This window comes from Curtobacterium sp. MCSS17_007 (assembly GCF_003234175.2).
GTDB lineage: Bacteria > Actinomycetota > Actinomycetes > Actinomycetales > Microbacteriaceae > Curtobacterium.
On record NZ_CP126257.1, the window covers coordinates 3,179,300 to 3,206,175 of the forward strand.

The 26,876-nt window shown below is 72.1% G+C and carries 25 protein-coding genes; 7 read left to right on the forward strand and 18 right to left on the reverse strand.

Features of this window, described 5'->3' with window-relative positions; genetic code table 11:
* Window positions 1–44: 44 nt before the first annotated feature.
* The 10 genes from DEJ22_RS15090 to DEJ22_RS15135 form a co-directional block, all read right to left on the reverse strand.
* Entirely contained in the window at window positions 45–1,394 is a 1,350-nt protein-coding gene (locus DEJ22_RS15090) for a sensor histidine kinase (RefSeq protein ID WP_258379628.1), read from the reverse strand.
* The gene (locus DEJ22_RS15095) at window positions 1,387–2,064 is read right to left on the reverse strand and encodes a response regulator transcription factor (protein WP_111227331.1); all 678 of its coding nucleotides are present in this window, start codon (window positions 2,062–2,064) and stop codon (window positions 1,387–1,389) included. The genes DEJ22_RS15090 and DEJ22_RS15095 overlap by 8 nt, the downstream gene beginning before the upstream one ends.
* Before the next feature lie 45 nt (window positions 2,065–2,109).
* Complete coding sequence (locus DEJ22_RS15100; RefSeq protein ID WP_111227330.1) at window positions 2,110–2,811, reverse strand: response regulator; 702 nt, start codon at window positions 2,809–2,811, stop codon at window positions 2,110–2,112.
* On the reverse strand, window positions 2,808–5,300 hold the full coding sequence (locus DEJ22_RS15105) for an ATP-binding protein (RefSeq protein WP_111227329.1): 2,493 nt from the start codon (window positions 5,298–5,300) through the stop codon (window positions 2,808–2,810). The genes DEJ22_RS15100 and DEJ22_RS15105 overlap by 4 nt, the downstream gene beginning before the upstream one ends.
* 130 nt (window positions 5,301–5,430) lie before the next feature.
* Window positions 5,431–6,036, reverse strand: a complete 606-nt coding sequence (gene kdpC, locus DEJ22_RS15110) for a potassium-transporting ATPase subunit KdpC (protein ID WP_111227328.1) — start codon at window positions 6,034–6,036, stop codon at window positions 5,431–5,433.
* A 3-nt stretch (window positions 6,037–6,039) separates the two neighbouring features.
* Window positions 6,040–8,169, reverse strand: coding sequence for a potassium-transporting ATPase subunit KdpB (gene kdpB / locus DEJ22_RS15115; protein WP_258379627.1), 2,130 nt, complete (start codon window positions 8,167–8,169; stop codon window positions 6,040–6,042).
* The gene (gene kdpA, locus DEJ22_RS15120) at window positions 8,169–9,851 is read right to left on the reverse strand and encodes a potassium-transporting ATPase subunit KdpA (RefSeq protein WP_111227327.1); all 1,683 of its coding nucleotides are present in this window, start codon (window positions 9,849–9,851) and stop codon (window positions 8,169–8,171) included. Before kdpA ends, kdpB begins: the two co-directional genes overlap by 1 nt.
* Window positions 9,851–9,940: a potassium-transporting ATPase subunit F gene (locus DEJ22_RS15125; RefSeq protein WP_058729515.1), complete on the reverse strand. Its 90-nt coding sequence runs from the start codon at window positions 9,938–9,940 to the stop codon at window positions 9,851–9,853. The genes kdpA and DEJ22_RS15125 overlap by 1 nt, the downstream gene beginning before the upstream one ends.
* Complete coding sequence (locus tag DEJ22_RS15130; protein WP_181430831.1) at window positions 9,937–10,107, reverse strand: RNA ligase family protein; 171 nt, start codon at window positions 10,105–10,107, stop codon at window positions 9,937–9,939. The genes DEJ22_RS15125 and DEJ22_RS15130 overlap by 4 nt, the downstream gene beginning before the upstream one ends.
* A gap of 61 nt (window positions 10,108–10,168) precedes the next feature.
* Window positions 10,169–11,113: a helix-turn-helix transcriptional regulator gene (locus DEJ22_RS15135; RefSeq protein WP_111227446.1), complete on the reverse strand. Its 945-nt coding sequence runs from the start codon at window positions 11,111–11,113 to the stop codon at window positions 10,169–10,171.
* 62 nt (window positions 11,114–11,175) lie between these two features.
* On the opposite strand from DEJ22_RS15135, the gene DEJ22_RS15140 reads away from it, so the two are divergent.
* Window positions 11,176–11,595, forward strand: a complete 420-nt coding sequence (locus tag DEJ22_RS15140; RefSeq protein WP_111227326.1) for a VOC family protein — start codon at window positions 11,176–11,178, stop codon at window positions 11,593–11,595.
* Between the two features lie 4 nt (window positions 11,596–11,599).
* Here the strand turns inward: DEJ22_RS15140 and DEJ22_RS15145 are convergent, their stop codons facing one another.
* Window positions 11,600–12,466, reverse strand: a complete 867-nt coding sequence (locus DEJ22_RS15145) for a putative RNA methyltransferase (protein WP_111227325.1) — start codon at window positions 12,464–12,466, stop codon at window positions 11,600–11,602.
* A gap of 34 nt (window positions 12,467–12,500) precedes the next feature.
* Between DEJ22_RS15145 and DEJ22_RS15150 the strand changes: the two genes are divergently transcribed.
* Complete coding sequence (locus tag DEJ22_RS15150; RefSeq protein ID WP_111227324.1) at window positions 12,501–13,256, forward strand: SDR family NAD(P)-dependent oxidoreductase; 756 nt, start codon at window positions 12,501–12,503, stop codon at window positions 13,254–13,256.
* 71 nt (window positions 13,257–13,327) lie between these two features.
* Window positions 13,328–13,939, forward strand: coding sequence for a CG0192-related protein (locus DEJ22_RS15155; RefSeq protein WP_111227323.1), 612 nt, complete (start codon window positions 13,328–13,330; stop codon window positions 13,937–13,939).
* Between the two features lie 115 nt (window positions 13,940–14,054).
* Here DEJ22_RS15155 and DEJ22_RS15160 read toward each other — a convergent pair whose 3' ends face one another.
* Together DEJ22_RS15160 and DEJ22_RS15165 are read right to left on the reverse strand one after the other, a co-directional pair.
* Entirely contained in the window at window positions 14,055–15,311 is a 1,257-nt protein-coding gene (locus tag DEJ22_RS15160) for an MFS transporter (protein WP_181430829.1), read from the reverse strand.
* Window positions 15,308–16,282, reverse strand: coding sequence for a GNAT family N-acetyltransferase (locus DEJ22_RS15165; protein ID WP_181430827.1), 975 nt, complete (start codon window positions 16,280–16,282; stop codon window positions 15,308–15,310). The genes DEJ22_RS15160 and DEJ22_RS15165 overlap by 4 nt, the downstream gene beginning before the upstream one ends.
* 178 nt (window positions 16,283–16,460) lie before the next feature.
* Here DEJ22_RS15165 and DEJ22_RS15170 point away from each other — a divergent pair, with 178 nt between their 5' ends.
* Both DEJ22_RS15170 and DEJ22_RS15175 read left to right on the forward strand, forming a co-directional pair.
* Window positions 16,461–17,726 carry an ATP-grasp domain-containing protein gene (locus DEJ22_RS15170; protein ID WP_111227321.1) on the forward strand — a complete coding sequence of 422 codons (1,266 nt, stop codon included), beginning with the start codon at window positions 16,461–16,463 and terminating at the stop codon, window positions 17,724–17,726.
* A gap of 3 nt (window positions 17,727–17,729) precedes the next feature.
* Window positions 17,730–18,386 carry an FMN-binding negative transcriptional regulator gene (locus DEJ22_RS15175; RefSeq protein ID WP_111227320.1) on the forward strand — a complete coding sequence of 219 codons (657 nt, stop codon included), beginning with the start codon at window positions 17,730–17,732 and terminating at the stop codon, window positions 18,384–18,386.
* Here DEJ22_RS15175 and DEJ22_RS15180 read toward each other — a convergent pair.
* From DEJ22_RS15180 to DEJ22_RS15200, 5 genes are all read right to left on the reverse strand, one after another.
* On the reverse strand, window positions 18,335–18,784 hold the full coding sequence (locus tag DEJ22_RS15180; RefSeq protein WP_111227319.1) for a gamma-glutamylcyclotransferase family protein: 450 nt from the start codon (window positions 18,782–18,784) through the stop codon (window positions 18,335–18,337). The two genes, DEJ22_RS15175 and DEJ22_RS15180, sit on opposite strands and share 52 nt — an antisense overlap.
* Window positions 18,781–19,926, reverse strand: coding sequence for a hypothetical protein (locus DEJ22_RS15185; protein ID WP_146241765.1), 1,146 nt, complete (start codon window positions 19,924–19,926; stop codon window positions 18,781–18,783). The genes DEJ22_RS15180 and DEJ22_RS15185 overlap by 4 nt, the downstream gene beginning before the upstream one ends.
* An 83-nt stretch (window positions 19,927–20,009) precedes the next feature.
* Window positions 20,010–20,534 carry a GNAT family N-acetyltransferase gene (locus DEJ22_RS15190; protein ID WP_111227317.1) on the reverse strand — a complete coding sequence of 175 codons (525 nt, stop codon included), beginning with the start codon at window positions 20,532–20,534 and terminating at the stop codon, window positions 20,010–20,012.
* Window positions 20,531–21,394, reverse strand: coding sequence for a diiron oxygenase (locus DEJ22_RS15195; RefSeq protein WP_111227316.1), 864 nt, complete (start codon window positions 21,392–21,394; stop codon window positions 20,531–20,533). The genes DEJ22_RS15190 and DEJ22_RS15195 overlap by 4 nt, the downstream gene beginning before the upstream one ends.
* 166 nt (window positions 21,395–21,560) lie before the next feature.
* Window positions 21,561–22,457, reverse strand: coding sequence for an O-methyltransferase (locus DEJ22_RS15200; protein WP_111227315.1), 897 nt, complete (start codon window positions 22,455–22,457; stop codon window positions 21,561–21,563).
* 271 nt (window positions 22,458–22,728) lie between these two features.
* Here DEJ22_RS15200 and DEJ22_RS15205 point away from each other — a divergent pair, with 271 nt between their 5' ends.
* On the forward strand, window positions 22,729–23,340 hold the full coding sequence (locus DEJ22_RS15205) for a 4'-phosphopantetheinyl transferase family protein (RefSeq protein WP_258379626.1): 612 nt from the start codon (window positions 22,729–22,731) through the stop codon (window positions 23,338–23,340).
* 46 nt (window positions 23,341–23,386) lie between these two features.
* Window positions 23,387–26,737: a carboxylic acid reductase gene (gene car, locus DEJ22_RS15210; RefSeq protein ID WP_111227313.1), complete on the forward strand. Its 3,351-nt coding sequence runs from the start codon at window positions 23,387–23,389 to the stop codon at window positions 26,735–26,737.
* The last annotated feature ends 139 nt before the right edge of the window (window positions 26,738–26,876 follow it).

A 26,876-nucleotide genomic window follows, 5' to 3' on the forward strand; every position in this document is an offset into this window, starting at 1 on the left:
ACCCTGCGGACCGACCGCTGAAGCAGGCCTGAAGCGACCTGGGGCTACGCCGGGTCCGGCTCGGCGGGCACCCGGACCGTGAAGCGCGCTCCCCCACTCGGTGCCGTCGACACGGCCACGCTCCCACCGTGTGCCCGCACGACCGCGGCGACGATGGCCAGCCCCAACCCCGAGCCGCCGGCGTCCCGCGCTCGGCCCTCGTCGAGGCGGACGAACCGGTCGAACACACGCGACCGGTCGGCTTCCGGGATGCCGTGCCCGTCGTCGTCCACCGTCAGGACCACCACGGCGTCGGCGGTCCCGAGCCCGACGTCGACCCGCCGTGCGGCGTGCCGGACGGCGTTGTCGACGAGGTTCCGCACGACCCGACCGAGCAGCCGTTCGTCACCGCGCACACGGGCGGGGTGCACCGCGGACACGTCGACGTGCACGGGGACGGCGCTCGTCGCCCGCGTGCGTGACGCCTCGGCGAACACCAGGTCGTCGAGGTCCACGGCCCGGTCACGCTCGCGACCGCGTTCGTCGACGCGGGTGAGCAACAGGAGCGACTCGACGAGGTCCTGCAGCCGCGCGCCCTCGTCGAGGACGACCTCGGCGAGCCGGGCCGTGTCGGTGACCTCGGGGTGCGCACGGGCGACCTCGGCGTGCTGCCGGATCGTCGCGAGCGGGGACCGGAGTTCGTGCGACGCATCGGAGACGAACTGCGCCTGTGCCTGCTGCGACGCCTCCAGACGGGCGAGCATGCGGTTCATCGTCCAGGCGAGCCGGTCGACCTCGTCCCCGGTCCCGGGCTCGGCGACCCGCGCGTGCAGGTTCGAGCCCTCGACTTCGTCGACCTCGCGACGCATCCGGTCGACGGGACGCAACGCCCGACCGACGACGAACCAGGTCACGAGGGACATCAGGGCGACGACGACCGGCACGGCGACGACGAGCAGTACGGTCACGGTGCGGACGGCGTCCTCGGCGTCCTCGAGCGGGGCGCCGACGACGAGGACGGCGTCACCGCCCCCGGGCAGGTCGACGTCGTCCGCGACGAGGAGCCACCGCTCCCCGTCGTGCCCGTACCGGGCCTCCTCGTCGACGGCGAGCGGGCCGTCCGGGCCGTCGTCGGTGCGCGCGAGCACCCGACCGTCGCCGTCCTGCAGCTGGGCGAGCACGTCGTCGTCCTCGGCGCGGACGGCGGCTGCACCGTCCGTCTCGACGCGGGCGGCGAGGCCGTCGAGGGTCTGCTCGGCCGCTGACCGCACACCGTCCGTGAGCGACCCGCGCAGCACGGCGACGAACGCGACCGCGCCGAGCACGAGGGCGACGAGCACGACGACCGCCGCGCCTCCCGTCGCGCGTGCCCGGATCGACGTCGACCTGCGCGGCCGGTCCGCCCGCTCAGCCACCGTCGGCGGCGAGGCGGTACCCGGCCCCGCGGACGGTCTCGATCGCGGAGCGTCCGAACGGTCGGTCGACCTTCCGGCGGAGGTGCCCGACGTACACCTCGACGATGTTCGGGTCCCCCGCGAAGTCGTCGTCCCAGACGTTCGCGATGACCTCGCGCTTGCCGAGCACCTGCCCGGGGTGCCGCATCAGGTACTCGAGGACCGCGAACTCCCGGCTCGTCAGGTCGAGCAGGACCTCGCCCCGCCAGACGCGCCGCTCGGCCGGGTCCAGCCGCAGGTCGCCGGCCCGGAGGACCGTGGGGCGTTCCCGGGACCCCCTGCGGACGAGCGCACGGATCCGGGCGACGAGCACCGGGAACGAGAACGGTTTGGTCACGTAGTCGTCGGCGCCGGCGTCGAGCGCGTCGACCTGGTCCCACTCGCCGTCCTTCGCGGTGAGCATCAGCACGGGGGTCCAGTCCTGCTCGGCACGCAGCGTCTCGCAGACCTTCCACCCGCTCAGAGCGGGCATCATCAGGTCGAGGACGATCGCGTCGTACGTGTGCTCACGGGCGTACCAGAGCCCGTCGACCCCGTCGTGCGCGACGTCGACCGCGAACCCCTCGGCCTGCAGCCCGGTGCGGATGCCGTCGGCGAGCCGGACCTCGTCGTCGACCACCAGCACCCGCATCGTCCGAGCATGGCGCGACGGCCTGAACCGGCGCTGAAGCGAGGGTCAGGACCCGCTCGGGTCGAACCGGTACCCCATGCCCGACTCGGTCACCAGGTACCGCGGGTGCGACGGCTCCGGCTCGAGCTTCCGCCGCAACTGCGCCATGTAGAGCCGCAGGTACCCCGAGTCGTTGCCGTGCGTCGGGCCCCAGACCTCGGTCAGGAGCATCTCGCGGGTCATCAGCCGACCGGGGTTCGTGACGAGGACCTCGAGCAGCCGCCACTCGGTCGGGGTGAGCCGGATCGCGGGGCCGGTCGGCGGGGTGACCTGCTTCGCGACGAGGTCCACGACGAGCTCGCCGATCGTCACCGTCGGCGTGACCCCCGCGGTCGCCGCGGCCGTCGCCTGCCGACGCCCGAGCGCCCGCAGTCGGGCGAGCAGCTCGTCCATCTGGAACGGCTTCGTGACGTAGTCGTCGGCGCCGGCGTCGAGCGCGTCGACCTTGTCGGACGAGTCGGTCCGCCCGGAGAGCACGAGCACCGGGACCTGCGACCACGCGCGGATGCCCTCGAGCACGCCGATGCCGTCGAGTCGGGGCATGCCGAGGTCGAGCATCACGATGTCGGGGCGCTCGGTGATCACCGCGTCGATGGCGGCCCGGCCGTCCCGGGCGGTCGCGACGTCGTACCCGCGTGCGGCGAGCGTGACGGACAGGGCACGGACGAGTTGCGCGTCGTCGTCGGCGATGAGGACCTTGGTGCTCACTTGACATCCACTCCCAGGTGTCCGGCGATCGGCAGCCGCACGACGACGGTGAGGCCGCCGCCCGGGGTGTCGTCGACCTCGATGGTGCCGCCCATGCCCTCGGTGAACCCGCGGGCGAGGGCCAGTCCGAGTCCGAGTCCGGTCTCGTTGTCGGTGTCGCCGAGCCGTTGGAAGGGCTGGAACACCTCGTCGCGGCGGTCCTCGGGGATGCCGGGGCCGCGGTCGGCGACGCGGAGTTCGACCCCGCCGCCGAAGGCGCTCGCCGCCACCCGGACACGGGTGCCGTCCGGCGCGTACCGCTGGGCGTTCGCGAGCAGGTTCACGACGACGCGCTGCAGCAGCACCGGGTCGGCGAGGACGGGCGGCAGGTCGGCGGGCAGGTCGAGGTCGACGTCGTCCGGCCCGAGTTCGAGCTCGTCGAGCGCGGGGGCGACCACCGTCTCGAGCGCGGTGGGCACGGGGGTGACGGCGAGCACCCCGGCCTGCACCCGGCTGACGTCGAGCAGGTCGGCCAGCAGCACCGCCAGCTGACCGAGGCTCTCGTCGGCGGTGGCGAGCAGTGCCTCCCGGTCGGGTGCCGACAGCTGGATGTCGGACGCCCGCAGCGTCTGCACGGCGGCGGAAGCCGCTGCGATCGGCCGGCGCACGTCGTGACCGACGGCAGCGAGGATGGCGCTCCGGACGCGGTCGGCGGCGGCGATCCGCTCCGCGTCGACCGCGGTGCGGGTGAGCCGCCGGTGCTCGACCGCGGCGTCGAGCTGCTGCTCGACGACGCGCAGCAGCCGGCGCTGGGTCGGGTCGTCGGGTGCGCCCGCGAACTCGAGGACGGCGCCGGACGGGAGGCTCGTGGTCGCGTCCGGTCCGTCGGCGAAGGTCCCGGACGTGGCCGGGACCTCGTCGCCCTGCCGGATCCGCACGCCGGTGAAGCCGAACGCCTCGCGGGTGCGGTCGAGCAGTGCCTGCAGGGCGTCGTCGCCGCGGAGGACGCTGCCGGCGATGCCGACGAGGAGCCCCGACTCGGCCGCCGCACGACGAGCCGCACGGCTGCGACGGGCGGACCGGTCGACCACGAAGCTGACCAGGACCGCGCTGATCACGTACATGACGAGTGCCACCAGGTGCCACGGCTGCTGGACGGTGACCATGTAGAGGGGTTGCACGAAGAAGTAGTCGAGGCTCAGCCCGGACAGCACCGCGGTGAAGACCGCCGGCCACATCCCACCGGTGAGCGCGACGACGAGCACGAGCAGCTGGTAGGACAGCACGTCGACCGTGATCGAGTCCGGGTCGCTGCCGAGCGAGAGCAGCCAGGTCAGCAGCGGTCCGAGCAGCAGCGAGACCGCGAACGCGGCGGCGATCCGCCCGCGGGACAGGCTGCCGCCGAGCTTCGGCAGGGCGAACCCACCTCCCGCGCGCTCGTGCGTGACGACGTGCACGTCGATGTCGCCGGACTCGCGGACGACCGTGTTGCCGATGCCCGGGCCGGTGAGCGCGGCGGCGAGTCGGCTGCGGCGGCTGACGCCGATCACGATCTGGGTCGCGTCGACCGACTTCGCGAAGCGCACGAGGGTGCTCGGCACGTCGTCCCCGACCACCTGGTGGTACGTCCCGCCGAGCTGCTCGAGCAGCGTCCGCTGCTTGCCGAGCGCGCCGGGGTGCCGTTCGCGCAGCCCGTCGTTCGTGGTGACGTGCACGGCGGCGAGTTCGCCGCCGGCGCTGCGGGCGGCGATGCGGGCGCCGCGGCGCAGCAGGGTCTCGCCCTCGGGACCGCCGGTCAACGCGACGAGCACCCGCTCGCGGGTCTCCCACCGGTGGTCGATGCCGTGCTCGGCGCGGTAGGCCTTGAGCGCGTCGTCGACCTCGTCGGCGAGCCAGAGCAGGGCGATCTCCCGCAGGGCGGTCAGGTTGCCCAGGCGGAAGTAGTTCGAGAGCGCGGCGTCGATGCGGGCGGCCGGGTAGACGAGCCCGTCCGAGAGCCGTTCGCGCAGGGACGCCGGGGACAGGTCGACGACCTCGATCTGGTCGGCGGCGCGGACCACGGCATCGGGGACGGTCTCGCGCTGCACCGTGCCGGTGATCTCGCGGACGACGTCCCCGAGGGACTGCATGTGCTGGATGTTCACCGTCGAGATGACGCTGATGCCGGCGGCGAGGAGCACCTCGACGTCCTGCCAGCGCTTCTCGTTGGGGCTGCCCGGGGCGTTGGTGTGGGCGAGCTCGTCGACGAGGGCGACGTCGGGAGCGCGGGCCACGACCGCGTCGAGGTCCATGTCGTCGAGCGCGACGCCGCGGTGCTCGACGACACGGCGGGGCACCAGCTCGAGGCCGTCGACCAGGGCTGCGGTGGCGGCACGTTCGTGGGTCTCGACGACGGCGACGACGACGTCCCGGCCCTCGGCTCGGAGGCGGTGGCCCTCCTCGAGCATCGTGTACGTCTTGCCGACGCCCGGAGCGGCGCCGAGCAGCACCCGGAGTTTCCCGCGCTTCACGTGCTCATCCTCTCGCTGTTCGTGCTGGTGTGGGTCCCGTCGGGTGTCGAACCACGTTCCCGACGTCGAACCAGGTGCAGCGCCTGGTTCGACGTCGGATTCGTGGTTCGATCCGCGGGCCGGGTCGGGGTCAGCGTGCGGCGGCCAGCGCCAGGTTCAGCTCGAGCACGTTCACGACCGGCTCGCCGAGGAACCCGGCCTGCCGGGACTCGGTGTGCTGCTCGACGAGCGCGCGGACCGTCGACTCCGACAGGCCCCGGGCGTCGGCCACCCGGGACACCTGCTGCAGCGCGTACTCGGGGCTGATGTCCGGGTCGAGGCCGGAGCCCGAGGCCGTGACCGCGTCCGCGGGTACCTCGGCGGCACTGACCCCGTCGGCCTTCGCCACGGCGGCGCGGCGATCCTCGATGCTCTGCAGCAGGTCGGGGTTGTTCGGCCCGAGGTTCGAGCCGGACGAGGCGTTCGCGTCGTAGCCGTCCTCGCCCGCGGCGCTCGGACGCGACTGGAACCAGCGGTCGGCCTGGTCGCCCGTGAAGGACTGCCCGATGAGCGATGAGCCCACGACCTTTCCGGAGGAGTCGGTGACCATCGAGCCGTTCGCCTGGTCGTGGAACGCGGCCTGGCCGACGCCCCACACCGCGAGCGGGTAGGCGATGCCGAGGACGACGGTGGACAGCAAGGCGAGGCGGACGGCCACACCGGTGGAGCGGAAGAAGGAACGAGATGAGGAAGCCATGGTCTAGAACCCCGGGATGAGACCGACCACGAGGTCGATCAGCTTGATGCCGATGAAGGGGACGAGGACGCCGCCGAGCCCGTAGACGAGCAGGTTGCGTCCGAGGACGGACGACGCCGAGGCCGCCCGGTAGCGCACGCCCCGCAGCGAGAGCGGGATGAGCGCGACGATGACGAGCGCGTTGAACACGACGGCGGACAGGATCGCCGACGACGGGCTGTGCAGCCCCATGATGTTCAGCGCCGCCAGCCCGGGGAACGCCGCCTGGAACATCGCCGGGATGATCGCGAAGTACTTCGCGACGTCGTTGGCGATCGAGAACGTGGTGAGCGCACCGCGGGTGATGAGCAGCTGCTTGCCGATCCGCACGACGTCGATGAGCTTCGTCGGGTCGGAGTCGAGGTCGACCATGTTGCCGGCCTCCTTGGCAGCGGTCGTGCCGGTGTTCATCGCCACGCCGACGTCCGCCTGCGCGAGCGCCGGGGCGTCGTTCGTGCCGTCACCGGTCATCGCGACGAGGTTGCCGCCCTCCTGCTCCTTGCGGATGTAGGCGAGCTTGTCCTCGGGCGTCGCCTCGGCGAGGAAGTCGTCCACGCCCGCCTCGGCGGCGATCGCAGCGGCGGTGCGGGGGTTGTCGCCGGTGATCATCACCGTGCGGATGCCCATCGACCGCAGCTCCGCGAAGCGCTCGGCCATGCCGTCCTTCACGACGTCCTTCAGGTGCACGACCCCGAGCAGGGCGACCGAGCCCGAGGCCGAGCGGCGGCCGACGACGAGCGGCGTCCCGCCCTGGTCGGAGATCTCGGCGACCGCGGTGTCGATCGCGGCGACGACGGCGGCGTCGGTCGACCCCGCCCAGGCGAGCACGGCGGCCGCCGCACCCTTGCGGATCTGCGAGCCGTCGGCCAGGTCGAGCCCGGACATGCGGGTCTGCGCCGTGAAGGGCACCTCGACCGCACCCGCCGGGTTGCCGGGCGTGATGCCGTCCTGCTCGGCGAGCGTGACGATCGAGCGGCCCTCAGGGGTGCTGTCGGCGGCGCTCGAGAGCGCGGCGGCCTCGAGCAGCGTGCGCTCGGGGATGCCCGGCACCGGCACCACGCGCGATGCCTGGCGGTTGCCGTAGGTGATCGTGCCGGTCTTGTCGAGCAGCAGCGTCGTGATGTCCCCGGCGGCTTCGACCGCGCGGCCGGACATCGCCAGGACGTTGTGCTGCACGAGCCGGTCCATGCCGGCGATGCCGATCGCGGAGAGCAGCGCGCCGATGGTGGTCGGGATGAGGCAGACGAGCAGCGCGATGAGCACCGGCACGCTGACGGTCGCGCCGACGAGTCCGGCGATGGGCTGCATCGTCAGGCAGACGATCACGAAGACGATCGACAGCGACGCGAGCAGGATGTTCAGTGCGATCTCGTTGGGCGTCTTCTGTCGCGCCGCACCCTCGACGAGCCGGATCATCCGGTCGATGAAGGTCTCGCCGGGCGTGGAGGTGATGCGGACCACGATGCGGTCCGACAGCACGCGGGTGCCACCGGTGACGGCGCTGCGGTCACCACCGGACTCGCGGATGACGGGCGCCGACTCACCGGTGACCGCCGACTCGTCGACGCTGGCGATGCCCTCGACGACGTCGCCGTCACCGGGGATCACCTCGCCGGCGACGACGACCACGACGTCGCCTTTGGCGAGGTCGACCGAGGCGATGTCCTCGGTGTCGTTGCCGAGTGCGGCAGGGTCGGATGCGTCCCAGCGGAGCACGCGGCGCGCGCTGGTCGTCGACCGCGTCTTGCGCAGGGTGTCGGCCTGGGCCTTGCCCCGGCCCTCGGCGACGGCCTCGGCCAGGTTGGCGAACACGACGGTGAGCCAGAGCCACACCGCGATCGCGGCGGTGAAGACCGACGGCTCGACGAACGCCGTGACGGTCGTGAGCGCCGCCCCGACCTCGACGATGAACATCACGGGGTTCCGCGACATCAGGCGCGGATCGAGCTTGCGGAACGCGCCGGGCAGACCGGCGGCGAGCTGCCGCGGTCCGAAGGCGGACGACCGGCTCACCGGACGGGAGGCACGGCTCGCCCCCGTCTCGGTGGTCACGGTGGACTGGGAGGTCGGGGTGGACACGGGTTCGGTTCCCATCAGGAGAGGGCCTCGGCGAGCGGGCCGAGGGCGAGGACCGGGAAGTAGGTGAGGGCGGTGACGATCACGGCCACGCCCCCGAGCAGGCCGACGAACAGCGGCCGGTGGGTCGGCAGCGTCCCGACGGTCGCGGGCACCTTGTCCTGCGCCGCGAGCGACCCGGCGAGCGCGAGGACGAGCGCGATCGGCACGAACCGGCCGAGCAGCATCACCACGCCGAGCGCCGAGTTCATCCAGGTCGTGTTCGCGGTCAGGCCGCCGAACGCCGAACCGTTGTTGTTCGCACCCGAGGTGAAGGCGTAGAGCAGTTCGGAGAGCCCGTGGTTGCCCGGGTTGAAGATGCTCGTGCCGAGGACCTGCTCGCGGACGCCCGGGATCACGAGCGACAGACCGGTGCCGAGCAGCACCAGGGTCGGCGTGACGAGGATGTACAGCGCGGCGAAGGTCATCTCGCGGGCGCGGATCTTCTTGCCGAGGTACTCCGGCGTACGACCGACGAGCAGCCCGCCGATGAACACCGTGATGACCGCGAGCACGAGCATGCCGTACAGGCCGGAGCCGACGCCGCCCGGGCTGATCTCGCCCAGCATCATGTTGAGGAGCGCCATCATCCCGCCGATCGGCGTGAAGCTGTCGAACATGCCGTTCACCGCACCGGTCGACGTGGCGGTCGAGGTCGTGCCGAAGAGCGTGGTGCCGAGGACGCCGAAGCGCATCTCCTTGCCCTCCATCGCCGCACCGGCGGCCTGCGTGGCGCTGCCGCCACCGGCGAGCTCGGCGATGGACATCACCGAGAGCGACACGAGGAAGATCGCGCCCATCACGGCGAGGATCGCGTACCCCTGGCGGTCGTCACCGACGAGGCGCCCGAAGGTGCGGGGCAGTGAGAACGGGATGACCAGCATGAGGAAGACCTCGACCAGGTTCGTCCACGCCTGCGGGTTCTCGAACGGGTGGGACGAGTTCGCGTTGAAGTAGCCGCCGCCGTTCGTGCCGAGTTCCTTGATCGCCTCCTGCGACGCGACGAAGCCGTCGGGGATGTGCTGCGAGCCGCCCACGAGGGTCGTGACGTCCGTCCCGGTGCCCCACGACTGCACGACGCCGCCGGCGACCAGGACGATCGCGAAGACGAACGCGCCGGGGAGCAGCAGGCGACCGGTGCCGCGCACGACGTCGACCCAGACGTTGCCGAGCGTGCCGCTCTTCCGACGGGCGAAGCCGCGCACCAGGGCGACCGCGACCGCGAGACCGACCGCGGCGGACAGGAAGTTCTGCACCGCCAGGCCCGCCATCTGCACGGAGTACCCGACGGTGGCCTCGGGCGAGTAGGACTGCCAGTTGGTGTTCGCGACGAAGGACGCCGCGGTGTTGAACGCGAGCGCCGGGCCGACGTTCGGGAGTCCGAGGTCTCCGGGCAGCACGACCTGGATGCGCTGCAGCAGGTAGACGAGCAGGAGCCCGACAGCGCTGAAGAGCAGCACGCCGCGCAGGTACGCGGGCCAGGACTGCTCGGCGTCCGGGTCGACCCCGATGACGCGGTACACCCCGCGCTCGATGCGGGCGTGCCCCGTGGGCGTGTAGACACGCGCCATCCAGTCACCGACCGGGCGGTACGCGACCACCAGGAGCAGGACGAGGGTGGCGACCTGGGCGATACCGGCCCAGGTGTCGGCAGCGCTCATCAGAACCGCTCCGGGTGCACGAGCGCCCACACGAGGTAGACGACCGAGGCGATGCCGAGGACGGCGGCGGCGATGGTGACGACGATCACAGCCGCTCCACCCCCTTGGCGATGAGTGCCACGACACCGAACACGGCGAGGACACCGGCGACGACGAAGACGTCGAACACGAAGGACTCCGTTGGTTGCTGCGGGTCCGACGCCGGGTGGCGCGGACCACACCACGTGTGGTGCGCAACCGATGCTGGTTCCGGCACCGTGCCTCCAGGCCGGTCCTCACGGAATCCTCACGCCGTCCTGACGGACGCATGCACCGCCCTAACGCACGGCCTCGCGCAACCGCTCCGCCGATCGGCGGACGGCGGCCCGCAGTTCCTCCGGCCCCTCGACCACGAACGGCACCGTCAGTCCGGCGACCACCCCGGCGAGCCCGTCCCACGACCAGGACCCGAGCGTCAGCCGTCGGCGGTCGTCGACGGGATCCTCGAGCACGGCGTCCTCGGGCAGGAAGGGCGCGACCCGCGCGGCGTCGGGAGCGCTGAGCAGGACCGAGCCGCTGCACGGCCACACGTCGTCGCGGTCAGCTCCCTTGAACCGGGCCGCCACGAAGGCTGCCGCGTCCCCGCCCGGCACCGCCCGCGGCGCGAACGGGAGTCGCGTCCGCATCCTCGGCGCGATCCGGTCGACGCGGTAGGTGCGCCAGTCCTCGTGCTCGGGGTCCCACGCGAGCAGGTACCACCGGCCGTGCCGGGCGACCACCGCGTGCGGCTCGACCTTGCGGGGACGATCGTCCGCGCCGTACCCGAAGCGGAGCACCTCGTGCCGGTGCACCGCCTCGCTGACCGCCACCAGCACGTCCGGGTCGACCCGCGGGCCGGACGACCCCACGACCGCGTCCACCAGGTCGACGCGCTGCCGGAGCCGGTCGGGCATCACCTGCCGGACGGTGGCCAGCGCGCGGACGGCCGACTCGGCGATGTCCGCACCGGACGCCGGAGCGACCGCGAGCGCCAGGGCGATCGCCACCGCCTGCTCGTCGTCGAACAGCAGCGGCGGCAGGTCCGACCCGGCAGCGAGCCGGTAGCCGCCCGCCGGGCCCCGGACGGAGTCGATGCGGTAGCCGAGCTCGCGGAGCCGGTCGACGTCGCGGCGGAGCGTCCTGGGGCTGACGGTCAGCCGACCGGCGAGCTCGTCGCCCGTCCACTCCCGGTGCACCTGCAGCAGCGAGAGCAGCGCGAGCATGCGCGAGGACGGTCCGGACACGAGGTCCATCCTCGTCGGAGAAGCGGCCACGATCTGACCGCAACACCGTCGACACTCGACCCATGAGCATCGAGACCACGACCCACATCAACTTCGACGGACAGGCCCGCGAGGCACTGGACCACTACGCGACGGTCTTCGGCGGCACCGTCGCCGCAGCCACCTACGGCCAGATGGGCGCGTCGCAGGACCCCGCCTGGGCGGACCGGATCGTGTTCGGTCAGGTCACGACCGACGCCGGCTTCCGGATCATGGCGTTCGACGTCTGGCCGGATCAGCCGTACGACCAGGGCACGAACGCCTTCTACGTCTTCGTGCACGGCGACGACGCGGACGAGGTCACCCGCTACTGGGAGGCGCTGTCCGAGGGCGCCGAGGTGCGCCAGCCGCTCGCTCCGACCCCGTGGGCACCGCTCGCCGGGCAGCTCCGCGACCGGTTCGGCGTGGTGTGGCAGCTCGACGTGGCAGCGCCGCAGGCCTGAGCCGTCAGCGCGTGGGCGGTCCGGCGACCGTCCACGTGCTGACCGTCACGGCCGCCGTCACGGTCGTCGGTGCGAACACCCGGTGCGGATCGACGTGGTGGTGACTCGGCCCCATGTGCACCACGTCGTGGACGTCCTCCGCGGACAGGTCCATCGTCCACGTCAGGTCCTCGGACCCCCGCAGCGCGAACGTCGGCTCGAGCGAATCCCGCAGCCGCCGCTCCTTCTCGGGGTCGACCGCGATGGTCGCCTCCGCCAGCTCGGCCAGGTGCCCGGTCCGCGGGGTCACCACGGCGAGCACGCCGTCCGGGTGCAGCACCCGGGCGTACTCCCGCTGGTTGCGCGGGGCGAAGACGTCGAGCACCACGGCCGCCGTGTCGTCGACGACCGGGAGGCGCTCGGTCACGTCGCCGACGACCGCTCCCGCCCGCGGGTGCACGCGGGCCGCTCGTCGGATCGCGACCGCGGACAGGTCCAGCGCCACCCCGAGGCGGGCGGAGACGGGTCCCGCGGGTGCCGGCCCGGGCCTCCCGTCCGGCCCGTCCGCGTCCAGCGCGTGCGCCAGGTAGGTGCCGGGTCCGGCGCCGACGTCGAGGACGACGCCCGGCGCCTCCGTGGCAGCCACCAGCGCGGCGAGCGCCCGCTCGACCGGCGCGTAGTGCCCGCGGCCGAGGAACCGGATCCGCGCGTCGACCATCTCCGGGGTGTCCGCGGTCAGGGCGCGGCGCTTCGCGGGCAGCAACGTGAGGTGCCCCTGCTTCGCCTCGTCGAAGCGGTGGCCGGTCGCGCACCCGACCTGTCCGCCGTGGACACGGGCGAGGGGCTCGGCGCAGACGGGGCAGGCGAGCACGGGGAGCAGGTCGTCGCGCACCGACCCAGCGTACGGGCGTCGGTAGCCTGGTCGGATGGCACTGGAGCAGCTCTTCGGCCTGGACGGCCGCCGCGCACTGGTCACTGGGGGCAGCTCCGGCATCGGTCGGGCGATCGCGCTCGCCCTCGCAGACGCGGGTGCCCACGTGCTGGTCGCGGCGCGCACGCGGGACGCGATCGACGAGACCGTCGCGACGATCGCCGACCGCGGTGGGTCGGCCACGGGCGTCGTCGCCGACCTGTCGACCCGGGCGGGCGCCCACGCGCTCGCGGACGCCGTCGGCGAGGTGGACGTCCTCGTCAACTCGGCCGGCATCAACCTGCGGCCGCCGATGCCGGACCTCGACGAGACCACGTGGGACGCGACGATGGCCGTCAACCTCGACGCGCCCTTCGTCCTCGGCCAGCGGCTCGCGCCCGGCATGGCCGCGCGCGGGTACGGCCGCATCATCGGGATCAGCTCGCAGCAGGCGCACCGCCCCTTCGCCGCGAGCGGCGCCTACGGGGTGTCGAAGGCCGGCCTGGAGGCACTGGCCCGCTCCCAGGCGGAGGCCTGGTCGGGCAGCGGGGTCACGTCGAACGTCCTGGTCCCCGGCTTCGTGCAGACCGCCCTCAACCGACGACTGTCGTCCGACCCCGAGCGGGTCGCCGCGCTCGCCGCGCGGACGCTGGTCGGGCGGAACGGCGAACCGTCGGACTTCGCCGCCGCGGCGGTGTTCCTGGCCGGACCGGGCTCCGCGTACGTCACCGGCCAGTCGATCGCGGTCGACGGCGGCTTCTCCGTGCACTGACCCCCCGGTGCACTGCCCTCCGAGCGGCGGGCCCGCGGCAGGAGTCGAGGTCTGCTCGGTAGCGTCGGTGCATGGCCGTCATCCACCGCGCAGCACTCCGACCGTCCAAGGCCGAGGCCCTCGCCGCCTGGCTGCCCGCGCAGCCGTGGAGCGGGCTCACCGCCGGTGCCCCGGTCGAGGTCGTCACCCGCTTCCGCTTCGACGACCCCGAGGGCGAGGTCGGCGTCGAGGAGATCATCGTGCGGACGCCCGAGGGCCGGCTCCTGCACACGCCGCTGACGTACCGCGGGGCCCCGCTCGACGGTGCCCACGCGCACCTCGTCACCGAGATGGACCACTCCGTGCTCGGACGACGCTGGGTGTACGACGCGGTGGGTGACCCGGTCTACGCCGACGTCCTGCGCCGCGCGATCGCCACCGGCGGTCACGAGGCGGAACTCGAGCGCGCGGACGGCTCCGGACGGTTCGACAAGGAGGGCACGGCCACGGGCAGTGGCTCGGCGCCCGACTCCCCCACGGTGACCACGGTCGACGCCAGGACCGACGGTGCCGAGACGACGGTGCGCACCGGTCACGGCGACCTCGTGGTGCTGCGGGTGATCGGCCTCCCCGTGCCGGACGGCGAGACCCTCACCGCGACGTGGGGCGACCGCTCGGCCGTCGTCGCCGTGCTGCCCGCCTGAACGACGCACGGGCACTCCGGCGCCCCTGGGCGACTCGGGAGAGACCGGAGGGAAGAACTAACTGCCGAACACGTCGTGGACCCCGGTCGGCGTGCTCACTCCGCGGCTACCCGCGTCAGATCGACGCTCGTCGCGGCGGTGCGATGATCAGGTCGACCGGCTCGTCGAGCGTCGTTCGCAAGGTCTGCACGTACGTGACTGCGATCGTCGCGATCATCGGCACGAGCACCACCGTCCACAATGCGATGGTGTTCGCGTCGAGGACGAGTCCGACGACCCACGGCACCACTGCGGCGACCGCTCCGCTGACGAGCTGGCCGAAGCTGAGGGCGGACCCGCGCCGAGCCGGGGCGGGGAGCGCTGTGAGCAGCACCCCGAGCACCTGCGTGGACACGAGCTCGCCCGCCGAGTAGACGATGAACCCGAGGACGAGGATCGTGACGACCACCCACACCGGAAGGGCGGCACCGGTACCGACGGCGGGCAGTGCGACGAACCCCAGGACGATGAGCACGCACGAGAGCCGCAGCATCCGGATCTGCCGTCGACGACTGATGGCGGCTTCCATCGGCACGAACAGTGTGGCGAGGAGCACGGTGTTCAGGGCGATCAGCACACCGGCGAGCCATGCGGGAGCCGATGTGTGCGCGAGGAGGTACGGCGCTGTTGCGGACTCGATGAACAGTCCTGCGGCGGAGGTCACACTGGAGACGACCGTCAGGACGACGTACCGCCGGTCGAGCGTGCGCCGCGATCCCTCCGGTGGGTCGCCCTCGGATGACGGGGCCGGATCCGGAGCGTCCCGGACTGGCCTGAGGAACGCGTACATGACGGCCGCGACCGAGAAACCGGCGGCGACGACGAACCCGATGTTGCCCACGACCCCTCTGTCCACCGAGAGGAGCAGGCCCGCGGCGATCGTCCCGAGCCCGAACCCGAGGTTGAACGTCGAGCGGTACACGGCGAGCCACCGAGGGAAGGCGCCACCGTCCTCCGGTAGCTCGGCGCAGAGCAGCTGTGTCGCGACCGCGTCGACGCGAGCGGCGAGCGCATTGATCACGGCCACCCCGATGAAGACCGCGAAGCTCGGCGCGACCACGAGCACGACGAACGTCGCGGCTCGGAGGAGCAGGGACGTGACGAGGGCGACCCTCCCGCCCGTGCGGTCGACGACCCGTCCGACCGCGGGCAGGAGTGGGAGCGCCACGAGGCCGGCGATCGTCAGGACCGCCCCGATCTCCGAGTAGGTGGTGTCGAGCACGGTCGCGAAGAACAGGAGCGAGAACGGGTAGTAGAAGCCCGTCCCGGCGGCTTTGATCGTGCCCGCGACAGCGAAGGTGGCCAGGCGTGGTGACGGCAGCTGGCGTGTCACGTCGGCTGACCCTTCACCCACGTGCGCTGCGTCACGGCGACGCAACCGCGTGACACCTTCGCGTCCTCACTCCCGAGGCCGTAGTCGATCCGCCCGATGCCGAGGGGGTGAGCCGAGTCGACGGGAGCGTAGAAGAGCGTCTCGAAGTACAAGGGGAGGTCGCCCTGGGCCTCGTAGTCGAAGCCGACCTGTCGAGCACTCCACCTCGAGCCCAGACGCAACAGGATGACGAACCCGGCCACCTCGCTGCCGCGTTCGACGATCGACACGTGCGCGTCGCTGCCGAAGACGGCCGCCACCCGTTCGAAGGTCGGAACCGAGTGTTCCGGCTTCCATTCGTGCCCGTACTTCCGCAAGAGCTGCGTCTCGAGGTGCGCCAGTCGACCGAGATCGGCCTCCGCGAGCGGGACCAGCCTCGACCGGAACCCGGCAGACGCGATCCGACGACGCTCGTCGCGGATCTTCCATCGCTTCTTCTTCGCGAACGTCGCGAGCCAGCCGTCGAAGCCACCGGACGGGAGCGTCATGCTGCTGTACCGGTTCTCGCCGAACGGCGCGTAGCCCGCAGCTTCCAGCGCGCCGATGAGCGGACCGTCCCCGTCACCGACGAACACCGCGCTCGATGACCGCGCTCCGAACGCGGCGGCGAGCTCGTCGGCGGCAGCCAGCAGCGCCGCTGCCGTCTCCGCAGGAGCATCTTCGGCGAGCAGGATCCCGCTGTTGCCCATGTGCCGGCCCCCGACCAGGAGCGAGGGCATCACGGCCTCGGGCGATCCGCCGAACCGCTCGAGTACCGCTCCCGCTCCGGGCTCACCTTCCCGTCGTGCCCGTTCGAGCAGCGCGTCGGGCCGTCCGAGCACCCAGCGCGACGCAGACGTCGCGAGCGCGACGGGCAACCCGCCGGACCACGAACCGTCGTCGGCCGTCGCGATGACGTACCGCATCTCGACACCGGCCGTCTGCTCGGCCAAGCGGAGCCCGGCGTGGGACAGAGCGACATCGACATCCCCTGCCATCGAGTCCCATGCCGAGGCATCGAGTTGGTCAGCGCTCTCGTAGATCCGTATCATCGTGGAATCTCCTCCCCCGGCTTCACGGTAGCAGCGGTGCCGTCCGGGACGGGACGCAGTGAAACGGGGGTTCCGACTGATGCACACGGGCACGATCCTGTTCGTCGAGTCCGGCCGGGGGTCGTTCGGCATGAAGCCGCTCCGGAACGCGAAGGCGCTCGGGTTCTCGACACAGCTCGTCTGTCGGGACCCTGCTCTGTACCGGCGGACCGCCGACGACGTGGCAGTCTTCGACGCCGTCGTCGACGACGTCCTCACGGTGGACACCGCCGACCAGGAGCACTGCATCGAGACCGTCGCGACCGCCTGGGCCGGGCGCACGGTGATTGGCGTGTTCTCGGCCATCGACTACTTCGTCCCGACCGCGGCACGGATCGCGGCTCGGCTCGGGGTCCGCGGACTCGACGTACAGGCAGCCGACCGCGCCCGGGACAAGCGACTGACCATCGAGCACTGTCGGCAACAGGGTGTCCCGGTACCCGGTGCCGAGTACGTGGACGACCCGTCCTCCCTCGCTCGGGTGGGCGCGACGCTCGGGTGGCCACTCGTGCTGAAACCCGTCTCGGAGGCTGCGAGCATCGGCGTGCGCCTGTGCGCCACCGAGGCCGAGGCCGAGGCACACCTGACTGCACTGATGGGATCGGGAACCGACATGCGCGGGCAACGGCGCGCTCGTGGTGCGCTCGCCGAGGAGTACCTCGCTGGCATCGAGGTCAGCGTCGAGTCCTTCGACGACGGCTCGGGTCACCGGCACACGATCGGAGTCACCGACAAGGGGAGCACCGGTCACCCGTACTTCATCGAGAACGGTGAGACCTTCCCGTCACTGCTCCCGCCGCGGATCACCGATGAGTGCATCGCGGTGGCGAACGCAGCGCTCGACGCCATCGGGTTCGACTTCGGGCCGTCCCACGTCGAGGTCTGCGTGACCGCTCGGGGTGCGGTACTCGTCGAGGTGAACGCACGCATGGCCGGTGCCGCGATCGGGGACCTGGTCGAGCACGCGACGGGCATCGACCTCCAGCTCCAGACCATGCGACTGCACGCGGGACTGCCGACGGACCTCACGCCCAGCCGAGCAGCAGGCGCCGCCTCACGGTACCTCGTGCCGCGCTCGGCGGGCCGGTACGCCGGTACGAAGGGCCTCGACGACGTCGGACGGCGCCCGGGCTTCGTCCGTTTCGAGGAGTACCTGTCGCCCGGCGCGGCCATGGCCGAACCCACGAGCAACGTCCAGGTCGTCGGTCTCGTCCAGTTCGCTGCTCCCACACCCGCAGAAGCCGACCGTGCCGCCCGCGCTGCGGAGAGCGCGCTCACCGTCCTGCTCGACACAACGGAGGCATGAACCGTGCGTCACACCCCCCACTTCATCGAGGACTCGTCCGACGAGATCCGCCGCCTGATCCGCCGCAACCCCTGGGCGACCATCATCGCGCACACCGATGCCGGTCTCGTGGCGAGCCACTACCCGATCCTGCTCGACGAACGAGAGCAGGACGGCATCGTCCTGCTCGGCCACGTGGGGCGTCCGGACGAGGTCTCGCTTCGTCTCGGCGAGGGCGAGGTGCTCGTCGTCGTGCAGGGACCCCACGGCTACGTGTCCCCGAGCTGGTACCCGGCCGGCGCCTTCGTGCCGACCTGGAACCACGCCACGGCACACCTCTGGGGTGTCCCCGAGGTGCTCGACGAAGACGAGAACTACCGGGCGCTCGAGCTCCTCGTCGACACGTTCGAACAGCACGTCGACGAACCGCGGAGCCTCGCGATCGATCCGTCGCTGGCTCGGCGGGCGGCGACCGGCACCGTCGGGTTCCGACTCCGGGTCGATCGTTCAGACGCGCGCGTGAAGTTCAGCCAAAACAAGCCGGGTGACGTCGTCACGAACGTCATCGAACAGCTCCGTGCCGACGGACCGTACCAGAACCGCGCCCTCGCGGACGAGATGGCTCGTCATCATGCCGAGTCGTCCGCGCGGGAGAGCCAGACACGCAGCCGCGCCTCGTAGTCTCGGAGCCCGTCGCGCCGGAACACCTCGGCCGACCACGCTGTGGTCGCGCCGTCCTCCAGGAGCAACGGGGCCTGTTCGTTCGCGACGTACGTCGCTGCCTCGGTCCCGTCGGACAGCCGCACGATGGCGAGGTCGTAGAACGGACCCTCGAACGAGTCGAGGACGGCGCGATCGTGCGGGGTGAGGTCGACGAACAGGCGACCTCCCGTCGTGTGCGTCGGCGAAGGCAGCAGCGCAGGGAACGCTCGTCCCTCAAGACGCACGGCTGCCCACCCGCGCAACTCGTGGTCCTCGAACGACGGAGCGCGTCCGAGGACCATGCCGTGGACCGAGGGGAACTGCAGGGACCCGTACACGAACAGCGGCCGGTCCTCCGCCGTCCGCCACCGGCTCACGAGCCACCCCTGACGATGACCGGCGCGACCCGCGTGCGCTCGTTCGACGCCCAACCCACGACGTCCCCGGAACCGGCTGGGGCGCAGCGCGCATCGAAACCCGCAGGGACGCCGTCGACCACGAACATGCCGATGACGACGTTGTACGCGATCCCGCAGACGTCCACCGCCCGCGGGGTGACGCGACGCTGCACGACCGCAGACCCGTCCGCGTCGGCGAGGGCCGCCGCCCACGTCGGTGCATCGACCTCCCACGAGCAGACCGTTCCTCCGCCGGCCGCTGCGGTCGCTTCCTTGAGGATCCAGTCCCCGTCTCCGAAACCGTCGGGCCCGGACGGTGCACCGGCGACCGGATGGCTCGGCACGAGGAGGTGGCGCGCAGCGTCACGCAGGGTCGAGCGTCCCGAGTCGAGCGCACGGGAGAGCACGCTCAAGGCAGCCTTGTTGGAGAACAGCGAGCTGTTGGGCGAGCTCCAGAGGACGTGTCGCCCCTCCCGTGCTCCCTGCACCAGCGTCCGGACGATCTCGCCGTCGACCGGGGAGAGCGCATGCTCGACGGTGAAGTACCGCAGGACGACGTCGATCGGCCCGTCGATTCCGGAGACCTGGCCCCCGATGACGGAGAGCGCGGTGAGCGGGAGCACCTCGACACGGACCCCGCTCGCCTCGACCAGCCCCGCTCGCAGTGAGTGCAGCATGCGCTCGATGCTCGGCGAACAGTCACTCCCCACGACGATCGCGATGCTGGACATGGTCCTGCCGATCGCCGCGGAACGCCGCCGGAGCGCCTCGGCCACGAGCGACAGGGTGTCGATCGCCTCCGGACGGAGCGCCGTGCACAGCTCGCCCGCGGCCGTCGAGGCGATGCTCCGGTCGAGTCCGCCGAGGTCGCTGGCCACGTTGAACTCGAGGAGCTTCCACCCGTCGTCGGTGGCGTAGAGATCTGCTCGGCCGTACCGTTCCCTCGGCATGTCGCCCACGGCGACGAGGAAGTCACGTCGTGCTCCGCGGAGACCGAGCGCGGTCGCGTACCGTCGGACGTCACCGCCCATCAGCTCCTCCGGCAGAGCGAGCAGCGCGTCGAGGACCTCCGGGACGGCCTCGTGGAGGAGCGCAGCGTCCTCGGGATCGAGCACGACCACACCGGGGAGCGTTCTCGGCCCCCAGACCTCCCGATAGGCGATCGGCAGGTGAGGATCACCGTCGAGCGGCTGCCACCGGACGGTCACAGGCGCTCGAACCCCGCTTCGTTCTGGGGGATCCGGTACTGGAACATGAGCATGTCGATCAGCACGCCGTGCTTCACCCCGATCGCGCTCCAAGCGCCGGAGGGCTCGTAGCCGATCCGTTCGATCATGCGCTGGGAGGCATGGTTGTTCGCGGTGAGCATCCCGAGCACGGTCGTGAAGCCGCGTCGGACGGCCTCGTCGGTGACGAAGCGAGTCAGCCGGGCGCCGACCCCCCTGCCCTGCGCCTCAGGTGCGACGTAGGTCGAGACCTCGGCACTCGCGAGGTAGCCGCCCCTCGGGGCGAACGGCGAGAGCGAGGCGTACCCGACTATCGCTCCGTCGTCGACTGCCGTCACGGCGCAGTAGCGCTCCCCGTCGTGGTCCGCCAACCACCGAGCCATCTGCTCGAGCGACTTCGGGTCGGTGTCGAGCGTCGTGAGCGTCTGCTCGACGGCATGGTTGTAGATGGCGGTGAGGGCGGGAAGGTCGCCCTCCTCGGTCGGCCGGATGTGCAGTGTCATGATCGTCCCATCCCCATTTCCTCGTACCGGGCGGTCGTCGCGGAGTCGATCTCGTCCGCACCTGCCTCGCGGAGGTACTGCAGCGTCCGAGCGGCCATCCGCGTTCGGCCCGCTCCCCCGTGCGCTCGTCGCACGACCCCCGCGATGATGTCGTCCGCCTCGTCGACGTCGAAGCCGTACGACGCGAGCTCGACGCTGGCAAGGGTCACGTCCGGCGCCAGGAACGCGTCGATCAGGTCGGGGACCACCGGGCCGATCTGCACTCGCACCTCGGCCGGGAGCGCCGCCCAGAGGCGCGCGAAGTACGCGGCGAAGTAGGAGTGGTGCCTGCCCTCGTCACGCGCGTGGTCCCGCATCGTCTCGCGGACCGCGAGCGCCACGCGTGGGTCCTGGGCCGCTGCGCTCAACGATCCGGTGATGAGGGTCTCGGACACGAAGACGAACAAGTGGTCGACGAGCCGGTGCAGCGACGGTTCCAACCCCGTCTTGATCCGTCGGAGCCGTCGGATGAAGTACGGCACCACTGAGCGGTCGTGCTGGACTCCGGTCAGCTCGGAGATCTGCGCGGCCAGCTCGAAGCTGAACTGCGCGTGGTACGCCTCGTCCGTGTAGATCCGGTGGGCATCGCGGACCATCGTCTGCGGCAGCGCAACGCCCGCTTCGAGGAACATGATGTCGCGCACCACGTCGTTCACCACCCGCGCTTCGAGGACCGACGTGAACTCGAGGTAGCGCAGTGCCTGGTGGATCGTCGCCCTGCGGACGACGTCCTCCCCGCGCGCACGGACGCGCTCGTCCTGCAGGAGGGGCACCAGGTCGGGAGAGAACATCGCCTGCGTCCGGTCGACCGGTGCGAGCACGCGACGAGGAGCACCCCTGACCGCGCTGCGCTCGTACCACGGCTCGAACGGAGACCGGAACGGCTCGGGTGCAGGGTCCGCGGCCGAACCTGCTCTGGCCAGCTGGCTGATGGCGCAGGTCTGCGCCAGGGGGCAATCGGCGAAGAGGCCGACGGTGCCGCACACGTCAGTGTCCTGCGCGTCGGTAGACGCCCACGCCCTCGGAACTCTCGATGTGCAACCGGGTGTCGTAGGCGTCCGTCAGGTGCGCTTCGAAGTCGGCGTACTGCCGACGGTTGTGGGCGACCTTCTCCGCGAAGTAGGCGCAGTCGCTGTGGTCGTCCAGGAGCATGTTGTGCGCCACGAGCAGACCACCGGGACGCAGGACGGGGGTGTTCGCGCGCATGATCGGCGCGTAGATGGCCTTGTCACGGAGTTCGGGATCGGGGTGGTCCTTCGGCCCCTCGGCGTCGAGCACGAAGACGTCCACACTCTCGTCGGCAGCGAGCGGTTCCGTGGCGTCCGCGCTCGAGAACCGGACGTCGGCCGACGGTACCAGCTCGGCGAAGTTCGACGCGGCGAGGGCGGTGACGTCCTCGTCGATGTCGACGAGCGTCAGCGACCCTCCGTGGGCAGCGACACCCGGCGCAGCCCAGATGGCCCAGTAGCCGTAGTAGCTGCCGCCGAACAACCAGTGTCGACCGCCGACGATGTGCGCGAGGGCGTAGAGCAGTCGCGCTTCCTCCGGAAAGATGTACGTCGTGCGGCCCCCGTGGTCCCAGCCGCTGTCCACTCGTGACCGGAAGTCCTCGAACGCAGACTTCGGGTAGTCGACGGCAGCCACGAGACCGGCTCGTCGGAGCGCCGCCAGCGCGTCGTCGACGAACGTCTCCTCGTCCGCGGGGAACCGGGTCGACAGGCTCAGTTGGTCGCGGTTGAGACCGAACTCGTCGGGCGAGCGGCTCTCGACCCAGCGCGAGTAGCCCCGGGGATCGAGCAGTCTCTGCTCCTCGTACTGATCCACCCCGCGAAGCGCTGCGGTGATGATCTGGTGGGCAGACGCCCCGGTCGTCGTGGTGCTCAAGAATCCCCCTCGTGCAGAACACGGACCACCCTACGCGAGACCACAGTGCAGTCAGCAACTTCGGACCACTTCGCCGGGTTGCCTCCGTGCAGGAGCAGATCGCGGACCCGGACGGGCCCGGCTCCGGACGGGCACGGTAGCGATGCTGGCAACGACGCCGGTCAACTCCCTTCGCCGCGTGCCCCGTTCGGGGGACTCGGAGCTTCCCGGCGTGTGATTGCAATATGCAACTTCGAGGCGGGACGGACTGGCGGGGCTGCTCCCTGCCTCGGTGATCGTCGCCGCCGTCGACCACGACCTGAGCGGCACACTCACCGACGAGGAACGCGCGGCCGTCGCCCACGCCGTCCCGGCACGCCGCGCCGAGTTCCGGACCGGCCGCGTGCTCGCCCGCCGCGCCCTGACGGCGATCGGCGCCCCCGTGACCTCGCTGCCCACGAGCCGGAACGGCGCCCCCCGGTGGCCCGACGGCGTCGTCGGCACGATCACCCACTGCCACGGTGTGCGTGCCTGCGCGGTCGCCCGGCGCGACGAGCACGCCGGCATCGGCATCGACGCCACCCCGGCTCGACCCCTGCCGTCGGGGGTGCTCCAGCGCATCGCGGACGTCTCGGACGTCCGTGTCGCACAGGGTCTCGCCGCGCTCCGGCGATCCGGGGTTGAGAGTCCGGACAGCGTCCTGCTCGCCGCGGCCGAGGCCGTCGCGAAGGCCCGCTCGTCGGCGCACGACGGCTGGTTCGGCATCGACGGCGCCCACGTCGAACTGCGCCAGGACGGGAGCTTCACGGCCCGGGCACGTCGCGGGACGGCCTTCACGGCGACCGGGCGGTGGGCAGTGGACCGGGGGACGGCGCGGGCGGGCATCGTGCTCGCCGCGCGCTGAGACGCGGCGCGCGGGGGCGCGTCGGACGAACGAGAAAGGAACCACCATGGTGCAGCAGGACGAGGACACCTCCGTCGAGGCGGTGTTCGACCGGTACGCCGACCGACCGGCGCTCCGACAGCGGGACGGCGAGGCCGTCACCGACACGAGCTTCCGGGAACTCCAGGACCGTGCGCGGGCACTCGCGGCGGTGCTCGGCGAGACCGTGTCGCCGGGCGACCGGATCGCGGTGCTCGGTCCGCCGAGCGCCGACGTCGTGACGCTCGAGCTCGCGTGCTCGGTGCTCGGCGCGGTGAGCGTGCCGCTGCAGTCCAGCGCGCCCGTCGAGCAGCTCCGCGCGATCGTCGACGAGACGACGCCGGTGTGGCTGGGCGTCACCGCCGACCAGGCCGCGACCGCCCGGGCGGTCACCGACGCGGCCGCCGCCGAGGTCCGCACCCTCGTGCTCGACACGGACGACGCGGCAGCGCTGCCGACGCTCGCCGACCTCGTGGCCCGCGGCCGCGACCTGCCGCAGCCGATCCCGTGGCGACCGGCGCCCGACGAGGACCCGCTCGCCCTGCTGCTCTACACCTCGGGCAGCACCGGGACCCCGAAGGGTGCGATGTACACGCGGTCGATGGTCGAGCGGCTCTGGCACGCACTGCCACCGGACCACCCGGACGCCGTGACCGTCGGGTACGCCTACCTGCCGCTCAGCCACCTGACCGGTCGCGCGGCGCTGCTCGCCACGCTCGGCCGCGGCGGGACCGTGGCACTGGCGACCTCGACCGACCTGTCGGCCCTGTTCGAGGACCTCCGGGTCTACGCGCCGACCGAGCTCGTCCTCGTCCCGCGGATCGCCGAGATGGTCCGCCAGGAGGGTGCCCGCGAGGAGCAGCGCCGGCTCGCGGCGGGAGCCGTCGGAGCGGCGGGAGCCGGGGGAACGGCCGGCGCCACCGACGCAGCGGCCGTGCGTGCACAGGTGCAGGACGACCTCCGGACGCGTGCCTTCGGCGGCCGCGTCGGGCAGGCCGTCTGCGCCAGCGCACCGCTCACGCCCGAGCTCCGCACGTACCTCGAGGAGTGCCTCGGCGTCCCACTGCACGACCTGTACGGCTCGACCGAGGCGGGCAGCATCCTGCGCGACGGCGTGGTGCAGCAGCCGCCGGTCACCGAGCACAAGATCGTCGACGTCCCCGAGCTCGGGTACCGCACCACCGACCGACCGCACCCGCGCGGCGAGTTGCTCGTGCGGAGCACCGCGGTGATCCCCGGGTACTTCCGTCGCCCGGACGTCACCGCCGCGGTGTTCGACGAGGACGGGTTCTACCGGACCGGCGACGTGATGGCGCAGACCGGTCCGGACACGTACGAGTACCTCGACCGCCGGAACAACGTCATCAAGCTCTCGCAGGGCGAGTTCGTCGCGGTGTCGGCCCTCGAGGCGACCTACGGTGGGACGCCGGAGGTCCGGCAGATCGCCCTGCACGGGGACAGCCGGCACGCGTTCCTCGTCGCCGTCGTCGTGCCCGCCGACCCGCAGGCCACCGAGGGCGACCTGCTCGCCGCCCTGCAGCGCACCGCCCGCGCGCACGACCTCGCCCCGTACGAGGTGCCGCGGGCACTCGTCGTCGAGCCGGACCCCTTCACGGTCGACAACGGCATGCTCTCCGACGCCCGGAAGCTCCTCCGTCCCCGGGTCACCGCCCGCTACGGGGACCGGTTCGCCGCGCTCTACGACGCCGTCGCCGAGCAGCAGAGCGGCACGCTCGTCGCGACGCTGCGCGAGCACGTCGGCGACGAACCGACCGTCGACACCGTCGTCCGTGCCGCCCGTGACCTGCTCGGAGCCGAGGTCAGCACCGAGGCCGCATCGGCCGCCCGGTTCTCGGACCTCGGCGGTGACTCCCTGTCGGCCCTGACCTTCTCCGGGGTCCTCGAGGACGTGTTCGAGACCGAGGTGCCCGTCGGCGTCATCACCGACCCGACGAACGACCTCGCCGCGGTGGCCGCGTACGTCGAGCGCTCGGCCGCCGACGACCGCCCGACCGTCGCCCGCGTGCACGGCGCCGACCCGACGGTGCTGCGGGCGTCGGACCTGCGCGTCGACCGCCTGCTCGGTACGGTCCCCGAGTCCGTCGCACGCGCATCCCGCGCCGCCGCGGACAGGCCCCGCACCGTCCTGCTCACCGGCGCGAACGGCTACCTCGGCCGCTTCACCGCGATGGACTGGCTCGAGCGGCTCGCACCGGTGGGCGGCACGCTCGTCTGCGTCGTGCGTGGGTCGGACGACGCCGCTGCCCGTCGTCGACTGGACGCCGCGTTCGCGGCCGACCCGGCGTTCGCCGACCGGTTCGCCGAGCTCTCGGGGTCGCTCGAGGTACTCGCCGGCGACGTCAGCGAGCACCTGCTCGGCCTCGAGGGACCGCGGTGGGAGGACCTCGCCGCACGAGTGGACCTCGTCGCGCACGCCGCCGCCCTGGTGAACCACGTCCTGCCGTACACCGCGCTCTTCGGGCCGAACGTCGTCGGGACCGCCGAGGTCGTCCGGCTCGCGATCGCCGCCGGGAGCGTCCCTGTCACCTTCGTGTCGAGCGTCGCAGTCGCCGGCGGAGCCCGTCCGAGTGCGACCGAGGACGTCGCCCCCGGTGCCCCCACAGCACTCGACGAGCAGGCGGACGTCCGGACGACCATCCCCGAGTGGACGGTCGCCGACGAGTACGCGAACGGGTACGGCGCGAGCAAGTGGGCCAGCGAGGTGCTGCTCCGCGAGGCCCACGAACAGCACGGGGTCCCGGTCGCGGTGTTCCGCTCCGACATGGTCCTGGCGCACCCGCGTTGGCGCGGCCAGGTGAACCTGCCCGACGTGTTCACCCGCCTGGTCTGGAGCGTGCTCGCCACCGGGTTGGCGCCCGTGTCCTTCGTGCAGCGGACCGAGGACGGTCGGGTCCAGCGCTCGCACTACGACGGTCTGCCCGCCGACTTCACCGCCGCGGCGATCGATGCGATCGGCGCGTCGGTGATCGACGGCCACCGGACGTTCAACGTCGTCAACCCGCACGACGACGGCGTCTCGCTCGACACCTTCGTCGACTGGCTGGTCGAGGACGGGCACGCGATCGAGCGCGTCGAGGACCACGCCGAGTGGGTCGACCGGTTCCGGTCGGCGCTCGAGGCGATGCCGGACGAGGACCGCGCACGCTCGGTGCTGCCACTGCTGCACGCCTTCGCGGTTCCGGAGGCCCCGCACGCCGGGTCCGCGATCCCCGCCGACGCGTTCTCGACGGCCGTGCGGGCGGTGCGCCCGCTGGGGTCGCCGGACGTCCCGTCGCTCGACCACGCACTCATCACCAAGGTGGCGGACGACCTGGCGTTCCTCGGTCTGCTCGGCCCGGCCGCGTCGCCCACGCGCTGAGCACCGGACGGGAGGCTCGGTGCCGGTCCGGCACCGCGCCTCCCGTCCGTCACCCGCTCACGCCGGACGCCCCTGCCGGACCCGCCCCGACGGGCACCGGCAGGGCCTGTCTGCGCCGGGTGCGCTGCTGGCAGGATCG

Bases quoted from the DNA above. Each gene is read 5' to 3' on its own strand.
- DEJ22_RS15095 (WP_111227331.1), bottom strand. From the start codon at position 2,064: ATGCGGGTGCTGGTGGTCGACGACGAGGTCCGGCTCGCCGACGGCATC.
- kdpC (WP_111227328.1), bottom strand. From the start codon at position 6,036: ATGGCTTCCTCATCTCGTTCCTTCTTCCGCTCCACCGGTGTGGCCGTC.
- kdpB (WP_258379627.1), bottom strand. From the start codon at position 8,169: ATGGGAACCGAACCCGTGTCCACCCCGACCTCCCAGTCCACCGTGACC.
- kdpA (WP_111227327.1), bottom strand. From the start codon at position 9,851: ATGAGCGCTGCCGACACCTGGGCCGGTATCGCCCAGGTCGCCACCCTC.
- DEJ22_RS15140 (WP_111227326.1), top strand. From the start codon at position 11,176: ATGAGCATCGAGACCACGACCCACATCAACTTCGACGGACAGGCCCGC.
- DEJ22_RS15150 (WP_111227324.1), top strand. From the start codon at position 12,501: ATGGCACTGGAGCAGCTCTTCGGCCTGGACGGCCGCCGCGCACTGGTC.
- DEJ22_RS15155 (WP_111227323.1), top strand. From the start codon at position 13,328: ATGGCCGTCATCCACCGCGCAGCACTCCGACCGTCCAAGGCCGAGGCC.
- DEJ22_RS15170 (WP_111227321.1), top strand. From the start codon at position 16,461: ATGCACACGGGCACGATCCTGTTCGTCGAGTCCGGCCGGGGGTCGTTC.
- DEJ22_RS15190 (WP_111227317.1), bottom strand. From the start codon at position 20,534: ATGACACTGCACATCCGGCCGACCGAGGAGGGCGACCTTCCCGCCCTC.
- car (WP_111227313.1), top strand. From the start codon at position 23,387: ATGGTGCAGCAGGACGAGGACACCTCCGTCGAGGCGGTGTTCGACCGG.